This is a genomic window from Citreicoccus inhibens (assembly GCF_019039035.1).
In the GTDB taxonomy this organism is placed as follows: Bacteria; Myxococcota; Myxococcia; order Myxococcales; family Myxococcaceae; genus Citreicoccus; species Citreicoccus inhibens.
This window is the reverse complement of sequence record NZ_JAHNZT010000017.1, coordinates 1-15,311: the sequence shown is the minus strand read 5'-3', so window position 1 is coordinate 15,311 and position 15,311 is coordinate 1. Positions and strand designations below refer to the sequence as shown.

Annotated in this window: 12 protein-coding genes; 7 read left to right on the top strand and 5 right to left on the bottom strand. The window is 71.2% G+C overall.

Features of this window, described 5'->3' with window-relative positions:
* Positions 1-125 precede the first annotated feature (125 nt).
* Positions 126-1,583 (top strand): hypothetical protein, encoded by a 1,458-nt coding sequence (locus tag KRR26_RS20145; RefSeq protein WP_120206179.1) that lies wholly within the window; start codon positions 126-128, stop codon positions 1,581-1,583.
* Between the two features lie 233 nt (positions 1,584-1,816).
* Positions 1,817-2,728: a metallophosphoesterase gene (locus KRR26_RS20140; RefSeq protein ID WP_120206180.1), complete on the top strand. Its 912-nt coding sequence runs from the start codon at positions 1,817-1,819 to the stop codon at positions 2,726-2,728.
* A gap of 9 nt (positions 2,729-2,737) precedes the next feature.
* Here the strand turns inward: KRR26_RS20140 and KRR26_RS20135 are convergent, their stop codons facing one another.
* Positions 2,738-3,172, bottom strand: coding sequence for a DoxX family protein (locus KRR26_RS20135; RefSeq protein ID WP_120206181.1), 435 nt, complete (start codon positions 3,170-3,172; stop codon positions 2,738-2,740).
* A gap of 221 nt (positions 3,173-3,393) precedes the next feature.
* Between KRR26_RS20135 and KRR26_RS20130 the strand changes: the two genes are divergently transcribed.
* From KRR26_RS20130 to KRR26_RS20115, 4 genes are read left to right on the top strand one after another with little or no spacing between them, the layout of a single operon-like run.
* The gene (locus KRR26_RS20130) at positions 3,394-4,290 is read left to right on the top strand and encodes a transporter (RefSeq protein WP_321202767.1); all 897 of its coding nucleotides are present in this window, start codon (positions 3,394-3,396) and stop codon (positions 4,288-4,290) included.
* A gap of 11 nt (positions 4,291-4,301) precedes the next feature.
* Positions 4,302-5,033: a hypothetical protein gene (locus KRR26_RS20125; RefSeq protein WP_120206182.1), complete on the top strand. Its 732-nt coding sequence runs from the start codon at positions 4,302-4,304 to the stop codon at positions 5,031-5,033.
* The gene (locus tag KRR26_RS20120; RefSeq protein WP_217080583.1) at positions 5,030-6,376 is read left to right on the top strand and encodes an ATP-binding protein; all 1,347 of its coding nucleotides are present in this window, start codon (positions 5,030-5,032) and stop codon (positions 6,374-6,376) included. The genes KRR26_RS20125 and KRR26_RS20120 overlap by 4 nt, the downstream gene beginning before the upstream one ends.
* Complete coding sequence (locus tag KRR26_RS20115) at positions 6,373-6,930, top strand: response regulator transcription factor (protein WP_120206184.1); 558 nt, start codon at positions 6,373-6,375, stop codon at positions 6,928-6,930. Before KRR26_RS20120 ends, KRR26_RS20115 begins: the two co-directional genes overlap by 4 nt.
* A gap of 168 nt (positions 6,931-7,098) precedes the next feature.
* Here the strand turns inward: KRR26_RS20115 and KRR26_RS20110 are convergent, their stop codons facing one another.
* Positions 7,099-8,091 (bottom strand): quinone oxidoreductase family protein, encoded by a 993-nt coding sequence (locus KRR26_RS20110; RefSeq protein WP_120206185.1) that lies wholly within the window; start codon positions 8,089-8,091, stop codon positions 7,099-7,101.
* A gap of 120 nt (positions 8,092-8,211) precedes the next feature.
* Here KRR26_RS20110 and KRR26_RS20105 point away from each other — a divergent pair, with 120 nt between their 5' ends.
* Positions 8,212-9,174 (top strand): AraC family transcriptional regulator, encoded by a 963-nt coding sequence (locus KRR26_RS20105; protein ID WP_120206186.1) that lies wholly within the window; start codon positions 8,212-8,214, stop codon positions 9,172-9,174.
* Between the two features lie 106 nt (positions 9,175-9,280).
* Here KRR26_RS20105 and KRR26_RS20100 read toward each other — a convergent pair whose 3' ends face one another.
* From KRR26_RS20100 to KRR26_RS20090, 3 genes are all read right to left on the bottom strand, one after another.
* Positions 9,281-10,273 (bottom strand): hypothetical protein, encoded by a 993-nt coding sequence (locus KRR26_RS20100; RefSeq protein ID WP_120206187.1) that lies wholly within the window; start codon positions 10,271-10,273, stop codon positions 9,281-9,283.
* A 205-nt stretch (positions 10,274-10,478) separates the two neighbouring features.
* Positions 10,479-12,374: a sensor histidine kinase gene (locus KRR26_RS20095; protein ID WP_199723775.1), complete on the bottom strand. Its 1,896-nt coding sequence runs from the start codon at positions 12,372-12,374 to the stop codon at positions 10,479-10,481.
* A 420-nt stretch (positions 12,375-12,794) separates the two neighbouring features.
* Positions 12,795-15,311, bottom strand: a 2,517-nt coding sequence (locus KRR26_RS20090; RefSeq protein WP_217080582.1) for a TonB-dependent receptor domain-containing protein, incomplete at its 5' end; no start/stop codon positions are given.

The following is a 15,311-nucleotide window of genomic DNA, read 5'->3' as shown; positions in this document are numbered from 1 at the left end:
GAAGTGCTCAACGCATGCCCACGCGGTGCCTCGACGTGGGCAGGCGCGTTCCCATGCCGCGCGGCCTCCCCGCCCGCCTCGCCCCCGGTACACCGCTTGCTCTGCGGCCTCGAGGGGAGGTCACGGTGATTCGACGAGTGCTGGGCGCGTGTATCGGGTTGGTGGTCGCGGGCGCGTGGGCGTGTGGGAGTTCGGAGACCCCCACCCGGCCTCATGGAGAGGACCCTCCCGTGGAGGAGCCGACGACGGATCCAGACGCGGGCGAGCCCCCGGACGCGGGCCTCCCCGACGCCGGCGAGCCTCCGGACGCGGGCCCCCTCCCCGATGCGGGCGAGCCTCCGGACGCGGGCCCGCCCCCGGTGGATCCCGCCGGCCCGTGGCCTCAGGACCCCGTGCTCAACTACACGGACCGCTACGGCCTGGACCATGTCCAGTCGCTCACGGTCGATGCCGCGCACAACATCTGGCTGCTCGCGGGCAGTCGCATCGGCATGCTCAGCGCGGACACGAAGAAGGTCGTCTGGACCCAGAACGTGGGCCAGGCGGGCAAGGGCTACACGTCCACCGTCATCTGCGGCGGCGCGGCGGGGCAGGCGTACGTGGGCTACCGCGCGGGCGATGACATCCCGGGTGGCAACCGCATCGCGAGCGAGGGCGAGCCCGGCTACGACCCCGCGAACTGGAACTACTACCAGCAGGGCGACATGGACGTGGTCCAGTGGGACGCGCTCCAAGGCGCGGTGACGCTCCAGGAGCACCTGTACCAGTCCATGGGCAGCAGCCGCCCCACGGGGAACGCGCCGCTGGGCATCCACAACAGCAACGACTACCACTACGACGAAGACCGCAGCATCTACTCGTGCGCGCGGGTGATGCGCGGGCCCTACGCTGGCGAGGTCTACATCGGCACGAACCACGGCGTGACGCGCATCCGGGGGCTGACGTACAGCAGCCACCGCCACCCGGTGTTCTGGGTGAAGAAGGACGATGGAAGCTGGTCGCAGCGCACGGGCCTGACGTATGGCCTGGGCATCGGGCAGGACGGCGCCGTGCTCATCGGTAACGATTGGAAGATTGGCATCATCGTCCCCAACCCGGACATGGCCCTGTGGCACTTCGAGGACAAGGGCGCGTTCTACACGCTCAACACCTTCGTCGAGCCCGTGAACGGAGGCGATGACACCTACCGCAGCGGCGAGGTGCCCTTCGCCTTCTGGCGCGCCTTCGAGCAGACGAAGGACGGCGCCTACTACGTGGGCAGCCACACCGAGGGCCTGTTCCGGCTGGACACGCAGCGTCGCCAGCAGAGCAACGGCGCGTACACGCTGAAGGTACAGGCGACGACGCGCGTGGAAGACCTGGGCAGCCGGAGCATCAACGCGCTGGCGGCCACGGATGACGGCTCGCTCTTCGTGGGCACCGACGGCGATGGCCTGTGGCGCATCAAGCCGGACCGCACGCTGGAGAAGGTCAGCGGCGTGAAGGGCGGCGGAATCCAACAGCTCCTCTACGACCCCACCGTCACGCCCTCGATGCTCTTCGTCCGCGTGAACAGCAAGGTGTACGTGCTGCGCGGCTACTGAGCCGCCCCTGACGCTCCGGGCCCCGCGGCGGACGCTCGCCCGGGTGCCCGCCGCGCCACGTCCGCGCCCCCGAGGGCAGGGAAATGTTCGCGCGCGCGGCCGGGTTGTCCCGAGCCTCCCGTGCCGGCTGTCCGGACAGCGATCGTGCCTCGCTTTCCCGACTTCAACCCACCCCGGTCGGCTCTCTAGACTCGGCCCCTGTTCACCTCGTGCGCCGGAGGACACGACACCGCATGCGCCTGAGACTCACCCGCCGCCGCTCCCCTGCCTCGTCCCTCCTCTCCCGGAAGGACGCGTCCGACGACGCGACCGCAGGCTCGCGAGCCCGCAACGAGGTCGTGGCGCGCAACGGGGTGGATCCGCTGCGCCCGGACCGGCTGCGCTGGCGCGACCACTTCGCCCTCACCGAGCACGTGCTCCACCTCCGGGGAATCCACCCCGCGCATCACGGGCTGCGCATCGCCCAGCTCTCGGACGTGCACGTGGGGCAGGCCACCTCCGAGCTGCGGATCCGCCGCGCCGTGGCCGCCGTCAACGCCGAGGCGCCGGACCTCGTCTTCCTCACGGGCGACTACGTCACCCACAGCCCCAAGCCGCTGCCGCGCGTGCGCGAGCTGCTCGCGGGGCTCGCGGGCCCGGTCTTCGTCGTGATGGGCAACCACGACCACTGGGTCAACGCGCCGTACCTGCGCGAGGGCTTCGAGCAGATGGGCTACACGGTGCTCCAGAACGAGCACCGCGTGGTGGACGTGCGCGGCGCGCCCGTCACCGTGCTGGGCGTGGATGACGGCCTCACCGGCAACGACGACGTGCAGGGCACCTTCCGCGGCGCGCCCTCGTCGGGCACGCGGCTGGTGCTGGCCCACACGCCGCCCACCGTGGAGAAGCTCCCCGCGGGCGAGGGCCTGGTGCAGTTCTCCGGACACACGCACGGCGGACAGTTCATCGTGCGCGGCCTCACCGAGGCGCTGTTCCGCCGCGCGGGCCAGCCGTACATCCGCGGCCACTACAGCGTGAATGGCAATCACCTCTACGTGAACCAGGGCCTGGGCTTCGGCTTCGGCGGCCCGTACCTGCGCCGGGGCAGCACGCCCGAGGTCGCCTTCTTCACCCTGCACGCCGCCGCGATGGCCGCGACCGGGTGAGCGCGCGACTCAGTGCCGCAAGCCCATGCGCGGGCCGCCCAGTCCGTCCTCGCGCCGACGACGCGACAGACTGTACGGCCCGGGGCCGAAGTAGACGATGAGCAGCGCCCCGCCCGCCATGGACAGGTTCTTCATGAAGTGGATGAGGTTGTTCTGGGCCTGCGCCGCATCGGTCATGAGCCAGAACTTGTGGACCATGAAGGCCGAGGCGATGAGGAACACGGCCAGCACCGCCGCGCCCAGCCTCGCGAAGAAGCCCAGCAACACGCACAAGCCACCCAGCACCAGCGCCGCGCCCGAGACCAGCACCGCGTTGCGTGGGTCTGGGATGCCTGAGCTCTGCGCATAGGCAGTCATCGCATCCAACTGGATGAAGTGGCTCAGGCCGCTGGTGATGAAGATGGCCGAGAAGAGCAACCGGCCAATCGGTGCGAGCAGGCCCATGACGTCCTCCGTGCGACTCCCGCCGCCCGCCCTCCTCGCGCGCACGGGCGGACCTCTTGCTCAAGGTGGCCCCCGGGGCGCGATGCGGCAGGCACCGCCCGAGCGGCCGGTCACCCTCCGGACACTCCCGCGTCCTCCGCGTTTCCCGGTGGACCCCCGCGTGCCCTGCGACAACACGCCACAGCGGACCCCACCGGGCCGTCGCTATCCTGCCGCCCGTCGTGAAAGCCTCCTCCTTCATCGCAATGCTGACCGGCGCGCTGGTGCTCGCGCCCGCGTCCTCCGCGTGGGCCTGCGCCACGTGCGCGTGCGGCGACCCTACGCTCACCTCCATGGGGGACGAGCAGCCCTTCGAGGGCCGCCTGCGTCTGTCCACCACGCTGCGCGCGTGGGGCCACACCCTGGGCCGGGACGGCGAGGACGCGCTGCGCCTGCGCGAGCTGCGCATGGACGTGGCCGTGGCCTACGCGCCCCGCTCCTGGTTGGTGTTGGCCGCCAACCTCCCCCTGCAACTGCGAGAGACGCGCGACGTGAGCCTCACCCGCGAGCGGGGCTGGGGCGTGGGCGAGGTGGACGTCAGCGCCAAGGCCTTCGTGTGGAAGGACAAGGAGTTCTCGCCGGACCAGCTCGTCAGCGTGGTGGCGGGCGTGAAGCTGCCCACCGCGCCCGTGCTGCACGCGCGCGACGGCTCGGTGCTGGGCCTGGATGCGCAGCCGGGCAGCGGCTCGGTGGACCCCATGGCGGGCCTGTCGTGGCAGGGCTTCCGCGGCACCTGGTCCTTCGCCGCCAGCGCCCTGGGCTTCCTCCCCACGCGCGGGCGCGAGGGCTTCCGCGCGGGCGCCTCGCTGCGCACCGCGCTGGCCGCGCAGTATCAGCCCGGCACGCGCTGGGCCGTGCGCCTGGGCGTGGACAGTCGCCTGGAGGCCGCCAATGACACGCATGGCGTGCGCGAGGAGAACGGCGGGGGCTTCATCGCCTACGCGTCGCCGGATCTCCTCTTCAGCCCGACGATGGACGTCACCCTTCAGGCCGGCGTGCGCGTCCCCTTCCTCAACCAACTGCGCGGCCGGGTGGCGCCCACGCCCATCGCGCAGGTCTCCCTCGCCTACGACTTGTGAGGTCTTGTCCCGTGAAGCCCCTGGCCGCCCTCGCGCTCCTGTGCCTCGCCAGTTGTGGTGAGCGTGAGGACGGACTGCAGCTCACCCTGGGCCTGGCGCTCGCGCCGCGACAGACGCGCGCGGAGGAGCCGGGCACCGCGCGCGAGTTCGTGCGCGCCAATGGAGAGCGCGTGGTGCTCACGCGCGGACTCGTCACCGTGGGCAGCGTGGAGCTGAAGCCCTGCGCGGAGGGCGCGGCGTGGCGCCTCTTGCGCGCGCTGTCGCCCATCGGCACCGCGGAGGCGCACAGCACCGCGAGCCCGAAGCGCCTGGGCGCCCCGCATGTCATCGACCTCGCGCGACCGGATGGGCAGGTGCTCGAGCTGGGAACGCTGCGTCCGCCGCCGGGGCGCTACTGCCGCGTGCGCGTGGGCTTCGAGCCCGCGGACGAGGACGCGGAGGGGCTGCCCGCGGCCTCGGTGGACGTGGACATGGCGGGGAACAGCCTGTGGCTCGAGGGCACGGTGAGCCCGGCCGGCGGAGGCGAGCGCCGGCCCTTCCTCCTCACGTCGTCCAACGTGGCCACGGTGGAGGTCGTCCTGGACGGGCTGACGCTGTCGGCCGAGAGCCCTCGGGCCGAGCGGGTCCTCACCCTGGCCTATGACACGTGGCTGGACGGCGTGGACCTGAGCGCGGCGAGCGCGGCGACGGAGGCCCTGGACAGCGTGGCCCGCTCCGTGGCCATGTCCCCTCCGGTGCCATGACGACGTCCGCCCCTCCCACGCGAGCCCCCGAGACAGGCGACCCCAGCGCCCGCGCGCGCCTGAACCTCAAGTGGCTGCTGCGCCTCAGGTGGGGCGTGCTGATGGGGCAGGCGCTCGTCATCGCCGTGGCGGCGTATGGCCTGGAGCTGGCGCTGCCCGTGTCGGCGCTCGCGGTGCTCCTGCTCGCCGAGACGGTGACGAACGCCGCGGTGCGCGCCTGGCTCACGCGCGCGCCCCGCGTGGCCGAGAGCGTCATCGCCGGGCTGATGCTCTGGGACACGCTGGTGCTCACCGGACTGCTCGCGCTGAGCGGCGGCACGCACAACCCCTTCACCACGCTGTACCTGGTGAACGTGGCGCTGGGCACGGTGCTGCTGCCGGCGCGCTGGACGTGGGGACTGCTCGCCTTCACGTTGGGCGCCTTCGGCTCGCTGTTCGTGCTCCAGGACGTGGACCTGATTCCGGGGCTGGTGCGGCCGGACCACGCGGAGCTGATGCGGCTGCACCTCAACGGCATGTGGGTGGCCTTCGCGGTGGCCGCGGGCTTCATCGTCTACTTCGTCCAGCGCGTCACCCGCGCCCTGGGCGAGCGCGAGCAGGAGCTGGCCTTGGCGCGCGCGCAGCACTCGCGGCGAGAGAAGGTCGCGTCGCTGGCCACGCTGGCGGCGGGCGCGGCGCATGAGCTGTCCACCCCGTTGTCCACCATCGCGGTGGTGGCCAAGGAAGTGGAGCGCGCGCTGTCCACGGCGGGCGCGTCGGACTCGGTGCGCGACGACCTGCGCCTCATCCGTCAGCAGGTGGACCGGTGCCGGGACGTGCTGGTGCAGATGTCCGCGGACGCGGGCCAGACCCTGGGCGAGGCCTTCCACGACATGCCGCTCGGCGCGCTGGTGGAGCGCACGCTGGCGGAGCTGCCCACCCCGGAGCGCGTCCGCGTGGACCTGCCTCTGGAGCTGACCGAGGCGCGCGTGCATGGCCCACCGCGCGCGCTGTCCCGCGTGCTGCGCGGACTGGTGAAGAACGCGCTCCAGGCCTCGCCGCATGACGCCTCCGTGGCGCTGTGCGTGCGCGCCGAAGCGAGCGGAGCGCGGGTGGAGGTGCGCGACACGGGCGCGGGCATGCCCGCCGAGGTGTTGGCGCGCGCGGGCGAGCCGTTCTTCACGACCAAGGCGCCCGGTGAGGGCATGGGCCTGGGCCTCTTCCTGACGCGCTCGCTGGCGGAGCAACTGGGGGGCTCGCTGGAGCTGCGCTCCACGCCGGGCGAGGGCACGGTGGCGCGCCTCAACCTGCCCCTGCTCACGCCCGCCCCCTCGGCGGCGCCAGGCACGGAGGCCGCGGCATGAGCACGACGGCCTCCGAGCAACACCCGAGCGTGCTCCTGGTGGACGATGACGCCACCCTGCGCGAGCGCCTGGGCCGGGCCTTCCGCGAGCGAGGCTGGGAGGTCACCACCGCGGCCGACTACGAAGCCGCGCTCGTGGCCGCGCGCCGCGAGTCCCCCGAGTACGCGGTGGTGGACCTGCGCATGCCAGGGCACAGCGGGCTGGAGCTGGTGAGGGACCTGCTCGCGGTGGACGCCGCCACGCGCATCGTCGTGCTGACGGGCTACGGGAGCATCGCCACCACGGTGGATGCCATCCGGCTGGGCGCGGTGAACTACCTGCCCAAGCCCGCGGACGTGGACGACATCCTCGCCGCCTTCGCGCGCGCCACGCACGAGCCCGCGGTGGCCGCGCCCGAGACACTCCAGGCCCCGTCCCTGGCCCGCGCGGAGTGGGAGCACATCCACCGCGTGCTGGCGGACTCCGCGGGCAACATCTCCGAGGCGGCGCGCAAGCTCGGCATCCACCGCCGCTCGCTTCAGCGCAAGCTCCAGAAGTACCCGCCGTCGCGCTGAAGCCATGAACGCCAGGGCGGCCGGCCCTGCCCCGACCTGGACGGCTCAGCAGGCGTCGCCGGCCGAGTACACGCGGGATGGGGGACCGGCCCGACGAGGACGAGCAGCCACCGCGAAGAGGGCCGCGGCGAACGCCTCCCCGCTGAATCCCAGACGACTGGGATTCCTTCAGACAGCCGCGGCGCGGGGGACGATGACCACCTTGCCAGAGGTCCGCCGCTCCGCCATCGCGCGATGCGCCTCGGCGGCCTCCTCCAAAGCAAACGTCCGCCCCAGGAGGATCTCCAACCGCCCCGAGGAGACCCAATCCATGGCATCCCGGAGCGCGGCCGCCTGCACCTCCGGCGTCAGCCCCACGGTGGCAAAGCCCACCAGCGATTGATTCTGGAAGATGAACCCAGACAGCTGGGCCTCCGTCATGCGTGCGCCCCGCATGCTGTCCACCCCGAACGTGACGAGCCGCCCCCGAGGCGCCAGGGCCCGCAGGCTGAGCGCGAAGACCTCGCCGCCGCCCCGCTCGAAGACAATGTCCGCGCCCCGCCCCTCCGTCGCCTCGCGGACGTGCTCGGGCCACTCCGGGGTGGAGGTGTCCACCGTCACGTCCGCGCCAAGCCGCCGCGCCACCTCCCGCTTGTCCGCCGTGCTCGCGCCCGCGATGACGCGGCCCGCCCCCAACCGCCGGGCGAACTGCACGAGGAACGACCCGACCCCGCCGGCCGCCGAGGGGATGAACACCGACTCGCCCTTTTGCAGTCGCGCCGCGTCCCGCAGCGCCATGAGCGCGGTGGGCGCCTGGCTCAGCAGCGCCGTGGCCTGAGCGAAGGACAGCGACTCGGGGATGGGCACGAGGTTCGCCACGGGCACGCGCGCGTACTCCGCGAGCGCGCCTTGCGCGGGCAGCATCGCCGCCACGCGCGCGCCCTTCGACACCTGCGCCACGCCCGGCCCCACCGCGCTCACGACGCCCGCCGCCTCGAAGCCCGGCACGTAGGGCAGCGCCGGCCCCGGCAACTGCCCCGCGCGCAAGAGCAGCTCCGCGTAGTTGAGGCCCGCCGCGCGCACCTCCACCAGCACTTCCCCGTCTCCCGGCACCGGCGTGGTGACCTCTTCGACGCGAAGCTCCTCGGGTCCTCCCAGACGGCGCAACTGAACTGCCTTCATGGCACTGCCTCCCGCGTGAAATGTCCTGACGCGGGCGGAAGGTAATCGTCGGGTTCAGGACGAACACCGCCACATCATCCGGATTCATGGTTCAATCGTCCTGAACCTGGAGCCTCGTGGATGGATGTCCTCGCCGATGCGCTGCGCCACATCCGCTTGCGCAGCAAGCTCAACGGTCGCCTCGAAGGCTTCGCGCCGTGGGGCATCCGCGTGCTCGCGCGCGACGTGCCGACCTTCTATGTCATCACCCGCGGCAACTGCGTCCTGGAGGCCGAGGGCACGCGGCGGATGCTCTCCCCCGGGGACTTCGTCTTCATCCTGGGCGGCGTCTCGTACGTACTGAAGGACAGCGTCAAGACGCGTCCGCTCCCCGCCGAGGCCGTCTACGCCTACCTGGGCGGGCGCTGCGGCGGCACCGTTCGCGCAGGAGGCTCCGGCCCGCTCACCACCGTCATCTGCGGCACGTTCGAGTTCGAAGGCGCCTCCCCCAGCCCGCTGCTCGCCAGCCTCCCCCGCTTGCTGCACGTGAAGGCCGAGGGAGACATCTCCTCGCGGTGGATCGACTCGGCCATGCAGCTCATGGCCCAGGAGCTGGAGGCCGAGCAGCCCGGCTACGAGGCCGTGGCCAGCCGTCTGGCGGACATGCTCTTCGTGCAGGCCCTGCGCACGCACGTCGCCTCGCAGCCCGCGAAGCGCGGCGGCTGGTTGGGCGCGCTCACGGACCCCCAGGTGGGCACGGCCCTCCAGCACCTGCACGAGAAGCCGGAGGCCCCCTGGACCGTCGAGGGCCTCGCGCGCGTGGCCAACATGTCGCGCTCGGTCTTCGCCGCCCGCTTCAAGGCGCTCGTGGGCGACGCGCCACTCACCTATCTGACGCGGTGGCGAATCCACCGGGCCGCGCAAATCATGGCGCTGGCCCCGCACCATTCGACCTCCGAGGTCGCGCGGCAGGTGGGCTACGAGACGGACAGCGCCTTCGTGAAGGCCTTCCGCCGCCACGTGGGCGAGACGCCGGGCACGCTCCGCCGCCGCCTGCGTGAGCGCGCCGCTGAGACGAAGCCCCAAGACGAACTCCGGGGCTGACGCACGCGAGCCGCCTCCCGCTGAACCGAGACGACCTCACCTCCCGGGGCGCGCCTGCTTCAACCCGCGCGGCGCGCCACACTCCTCCGCCCGCCCGCCCCGGACGTCAATGACAGGCGCCGCAGTCCGCCGCGCAGCTGTCCGGCGTGGTGCCCGTGCCGCAGTGCTCCGTGAGCTGGCACGTGCCGTCACCGCAGCGGTAGATGTCCGACGAGCGGATGCGCGTGGTGATGGGGCGGTACTGCTTCCCGTTGTACGTGCAGCGCGTGTAGTACGTCCGCGTCGTGTCGAGCGTGCAGTACGTGCGGCAGGCCCCCACATGGGTGATGGGCAGGCACGAGTTGTCGCTCCACGTGGACAGCCCGCAGGTGCGCACCGTGCTCTGGTCATACGTGAGGTACTCGCCGTCGTTGGCGGCGAAGACGCCCTCGCTGTTGAAGAGGTTCCCGAAGAAGCACGCCTCGGGCTCCGTGTAGGTCGTCAGCTCATCCGTGGCCAGCGGCAGCGCCGTGCCTTGGGCGTTCTTGCCCTGCACCGAGATGCTCACGTGCACCCCATACTTGTTCGCGTGCGCCGCCAGACACGCGCTCACCACGTGCTGCTCCGCCTCCGTCGGCGGCATCGGAGAGGTCGCGCTGGACCACGATGGCGCGAGCCCCAGCAACCCCGGCCACGTGTATGTCTGCCCCGTGGTCGGAGACGTGTAAGTGAGCGTCTGGCCTTCCGCCATGGCGCACTTCGCCACGTACTGCATCACCATGTCCGAGAGCACCGGGTTCGAGCTGAACCACGTGTTGAACCCATTCGTGCTCAGGCCATTCGTCGACAAGCCATTCGTGCTCAGGCCATTCGTCGACAAGCCATTCGTGCTCAGGCCATTCGTCGACAAGCCATTCGTCGACAGCCCATTGCTCGAAACCATCTCATCCGCACGGGAGCCGAGTGACTCATCCCTGTCGTCGCCGACTCCCCCGCCGCACCCCACCAGGGTCAATCCCAGCACCCACGACGCCACCCCCGCGCGCGAGCGTGCCCGCCAGTTGCTCGCGGCGAACACGGCCGACGAATGAGACAAGACTCCCGTGACATGAGAATTCATGGCGCTGCCTCCACGTTGGGGGTGGCCAGGTGGGTGTCTGGCCAAGACAACGGGTAGTGACGCCGGGTCATCGCGTACAGTGACCCTTCATGTTTTCCATGCGAATCGGTCTTTCGGAAAACAGGGAGTCCGTGAGGCGCACGACGCTCACCCTCACGAAAGACAGACGGATGACGTTCACCCTGGCAGCGGTACAGGGGGGCGGTCACGCGGAGCGGGCTTCGCCTTGGGTCCCTGCGACCCGGGCCGCCGGACGGGCGTCACGCGGGAGCGTCACGGTGAAGGTGGTGCCCGCGTGGTCCGAGGAGCTGACGCAGACCGTGCCGCCGTGAGCCAGGACAATCTCCTTCACGATGAAGAGCCCCAGCCCCAGGCCGGCGCGGCGGCGCCCCCGGCCCAGGCTCGCCTGACGGAACGGGTCGAAGATGCTGTCCAGGAGATGCGAGGGAATGGGCGTGCCGGGGTTGTGCACCTCGAGCACCTGCTCGTCCCCGCGCGAGGAGCAGTGGAGCAGCACGGGCGAATCTGACGCGCCGTGCTCCAGCGCGTTGCCCACCAGGTTGCTCAACACCTGCGCCAGCCGCTCGGCGTCCCAGACCCCCTCGGCGCGACCGTCCACGTCCAGCGCGATGAGCCGCTCGGGGTGCGCCGCGCACAGCTCCTCCACCACCTGGCGGCAGACGGACCCCAGGTCCACGGGCCCCAGGTTGAGCGGGATGCCACCCGACAGCCGCGCGCGGGTGAGGTCGAGGATGTCGGAGATCATGTTCCCCATCCGGCCCGCGCTCGACTCGATGCGCTGCGCGAGCTGCTGCTGCGCGGGGCTGAGCGAGGCGCGGCGGCGCAGCGCCCTCGCGGACAGGGAGATGGCGTTCAAGGGATTGCGCAGGTCATGGCCCAGGATGCCAATGAAGCGCTCGCGGAACTCCGCCTCCTCCGCCATCCGCTCCAGCGCGCGCTTGCGCTCGGTGATGTCCATCATTGAACCAATCATCCGCACCGGGCGCCCCTGGTCGTCGCGCGCCAGCACGCCGCGGTCCAGCACGTGCGCCCAGCTCCCGTCACCGCGCAGGAAGCGGTACTCCGCCTGCCACGCGTCCTCATCCGAGTCGACGAAGTGCTTCAGCCGTTGCACCACCGGGCCCCGGTCCTCCGGGTGGACCCGCTCGCCCCACCAGTCCAGGTCGTGCCACTCCAAGAGGTCGCCATAGCCAAAGGCATCTCCCGTCCCCGGGTCCCACTTCACGCGCCCGGTGGTGGAGAAGTGCCAATCCCAGAGCACGTCGTGCGTCGCGCGCACGGCCAGGCGGTAGCGCTCCTCCGCCTCGCGCAGCGCCGCGGTGGCCTGCTCCCGCTCGGTGCAATCCACCACCACCCCCAGCATGCGGTGGGTCCGCTCGTTCCCATGGAAGGTCTGCCCCACCGCCTCGTAGCAATGCAGCGAGCCGTCCGGCCACCGGCAGCGGAACTTGAAGGTATAGGGGCCGTCCGCGACCAATCCCTGCTCAATCGCGCGCGACACGCGGGGACGGTCATCCGGAAGGATGCAGGGCAGGAAGCCCGCCAGCGTGGTGGAGAGGGTCCCCGGCGACTGCCCGAAGAAGGCCTCCGCGTCCGCGGACCAGGTCACGCTGCGCCGCGCCTCGGTCCACTCCCACGCGACCATGCGCGCGGTCTCCAGGGCCAGCCGCAACAGCTCCTCCCGGGCCTGGAGCGAGTGCGCCAGCGCCAGCGCTTCGTCCGCCTCGCGCCGTGCGGCGAGCGCCACCTCCAGCGACTCACGCGGCGCGGGCGCGCCCTGACGAGGCGCGTCCGGAGAGACGAGCCACAGCGCGAGGCCCTGCTCATGGCGCACCACCACCACCAGACACTCGCTGTCCGTCGCCCGGAGCGGGCCGCGCCACGGCGCGACGTGGGGCACGCCCGTCAGCACCACCCGCGCGCAGGCCGCCACGTCGACCAGGGGGATGCCCTCTCGCACCCAGCCCGAGACATCCCGGCCGAGGTCCAAGGCCTCGACCAGGACCTCCGCCGAGGGACTCAACGACGTCCATCGGAGGTCGAGCACCTGCCCCTCCTCCCCCAGGACAGGTTCGAGCACGATGCATGGTGGCTCGCTCCCCGTGGGAATTACGCCCACTGGACCGAGCCCTGGGACCCACGACAAACCCATCATGGACTTCCCCCCGGCGCGGGCCTCGTCCCTCCCCCTTGGCCACCGGAGCGTCAACGCGGAGGCGGGGACACGCGTCAGGCCACCTTGCCACGTCTGGGGCCGTGGAGCCCTACCCCTCAGGGCCGCACGTCCGCGGACTGCTCACCCGTGAGCACTGCCCTCCCAAGGACCTGCCCCTTCCCGACCGGACAGGTGGGATGTCCGGCTCGAAGCCGCGCACGTCCGAGCCCCGAGCCATGCACAAGCCCTGGAGCATGAGACGGCACGGGTGGGGCGCTCCGGTGTGTCGGATTGCGAGCCCCGCCGCGCGCCCCTCCTCCGCCGCGCGGCGTGGGTGTCTGTCCTTCAGTAGCGCCCCTTCATCCCCAGGATGGGCAGCACGATGGGCAGCCCCACCGCGGTCTTGCGCAGAGGACCCGCCATACCGCCTCCGGAGTACTCGAAGGCCACCGTCTCCTGGCTGATCGTGACGTTGAGCATGTCCAGGTAGGCCTCCAGGCTGAACGTGTCATAGGCCCACGCCTTGGACAGCCGCACGTCGAAGCGCAGGAAGGGGGGCAGCCGGTCCACGCGATCGCGGTCCACCTGAACCCACGTGGGCCGGCCGCTGCCATCCTGGCCCTCGCGGTGGGTCTGCGTGCTCAACGTGCCGTACTCCGGGCGGCCCGTGTTGAAGTGCACCACCCCGCCCAGCGTGACGTTGTTGGCGAACTTGTGGCTCACCACCAGGTTGAGCACGTGCGTCTGGTCGAAGGCGAACGGGAGCTGCTGCCGCGCATCGCCCACCACGTTGCCCGCATCATCATGGCGGTAGAAGCGCGTGGAGCGCGTGGAGCGCTGGAGGCTGTACGACAGCCACCCGAACCAGTTGTTGCCCAGCGGATATCGCACGAGCAACTCCAGGCCATACGCCCGGCCGTGACTCTCGAAGTCCGGGATGTCCAGGTGGTTGCGATCGAGGTCCACGTCATCTCCCAACTGGGAGGCGCGGCGAGAGAGGGAGTTGACGCTGCCCAGCTCCTCGTCCGAGAAGGGCGTCAGCTCCACCGTGCGCAGCAGCGGGTTGAAATAGACATCCAATCCCAGCTCCAGGTGGTTCCAGAGCGCCCACTCCGCGCCCAGGGAGAGCTGCACGCCCTGCTGCAATCCCAAGATGAGGCTGCCCACGTCCACCACGGGCAGGCTGATGAGGGTGGTGGGCGGCTGATGGAACACGCCCGCGGCGCCCTTGAGGGTCAGCGTGTCCGTCAGGGCGTGGCGCACGGTGAGGCGCGGCTCCAGCGCGGTGTTATCGAAGCCGGGAGACAGGTGGTAGTGGTCCAACCTCAGCCCGGGCACCACCGTCCAGGAGGGAGAAGGGGTCCAGACGACCTCCGCGAAGGCCCCCGCGAAGGTGGCCAGCGCCACGGGCTCGCTGACGCGCTCGCCTTGCGGCGCCTCCGGGTCCTCGGACCGCGCGTTCGCGCCCAGCACCTCCACCACGGCGCGCTTGTTCTCCACGTCGGACCCCACGCGCAGGTCCACCTCGGGCGCCAGCCGCACGTGGTAGCCCGCGCGGGCCGCCCAGTTCGTCTGCTGGATGTGCACCTCGCCGCTGCTGTCCGGCTGCTGGGCGATGACGGAGAAGCGGTCCACGCCCCAGGTGCCTCCCACCTCCAGCTCGCCCGCCCCCAGGGGGGTGCGGTCCCTCAAGTCCACGCGGTGGAAGACAATGGACTGGAGCGCGGTCTCCCCGAAGGAGTCCATCGCCTTCGTCCCAAAGGTGTCCGAGGAGCCAAAGGCAAACAGGCGCAGCTTGCCCCGTCCCACCTCCTGCTCCACGCGCGCCTGATAGTCCCAGAAGTCGAGCACCACCTTGGGGTTCTGCCGCCCCGGCGCGGGCGGCGTCTGGAACTGATTGGCCGCCAGCGCGATGAGCCACGGTGTGTAGGAATACCGGCCCGCGAGGCTGACATTGGTGCGCGAGGAGGGGAGCGGCGTCTCCAGGAAGAAGCCCGCGTTGATGAGGTCCGCGTAGGCGCTGCCATGCACGCGGTCGTCATGGGGACGACTGAGGCGCCCGTCGATGGCGCCCCCCATCAGCCGGCCGTATTGCGGCGGCGGCGAGCCCGCATAGAAGTCGATGGCGTCGATGAAGTCCGGGTGGATGACCGCCGGCCCGAGGAACAGGTGAAAGAGGATGGGGACGCGAATCCCATCCAAGAAGTAGCCCGTGGACGCCGGCTGACTGCCGCGCACCACCGGGTAGGCCACGCCGGAGAGCATGCTGCCCACGCCGGGCAGCAGCATGACGACACGGAACGGGTCACCCATCGTCCCGGGCACCTCGCGCAGCTCCGCGTCGTGCAGCGTCACGCGGCTCACCTCGGTGCGCTCGCGGTCCCCGCGCACCACCGTCTCATAGGGATTGATGACGAGCGGCTCCAAGCCATACACCACCTCCACCGACTCGGCGGCGCGCAGCGCCTCGCGGAAGACGCCGGGCTTGTAGCCGGGCGCCGTCACCCGCAGGGCCTGCCCTCCTGGGGGAAAGCGCGCCTCGAAGTGACCCGCCGCGTCCGTCTGCACCGGATGGTCCGGCGCGGCATCGGACAGCAGCGTCGCGCCCACGAGTGGACGGCGGTTGCCTTTGGCGCGCACCCAGCCCCGGAGGGTGATGGGTCCCTCGCCCTCCCCCGCATCCGCCACGGCGACCACCGGGGCCTCGAAGCGGTACTCGAAGAACAGACGCACGGCCACGGGTTGGCCATCCATCGTGGCGGGAGCGAAGCGCAGGCGCGGCGCGGCGTGCAGCGCGGCCTCGTCCAACAGCGGATGCACCCCAATAACAAACATCACCAAATCCACCTCACCCACATCATT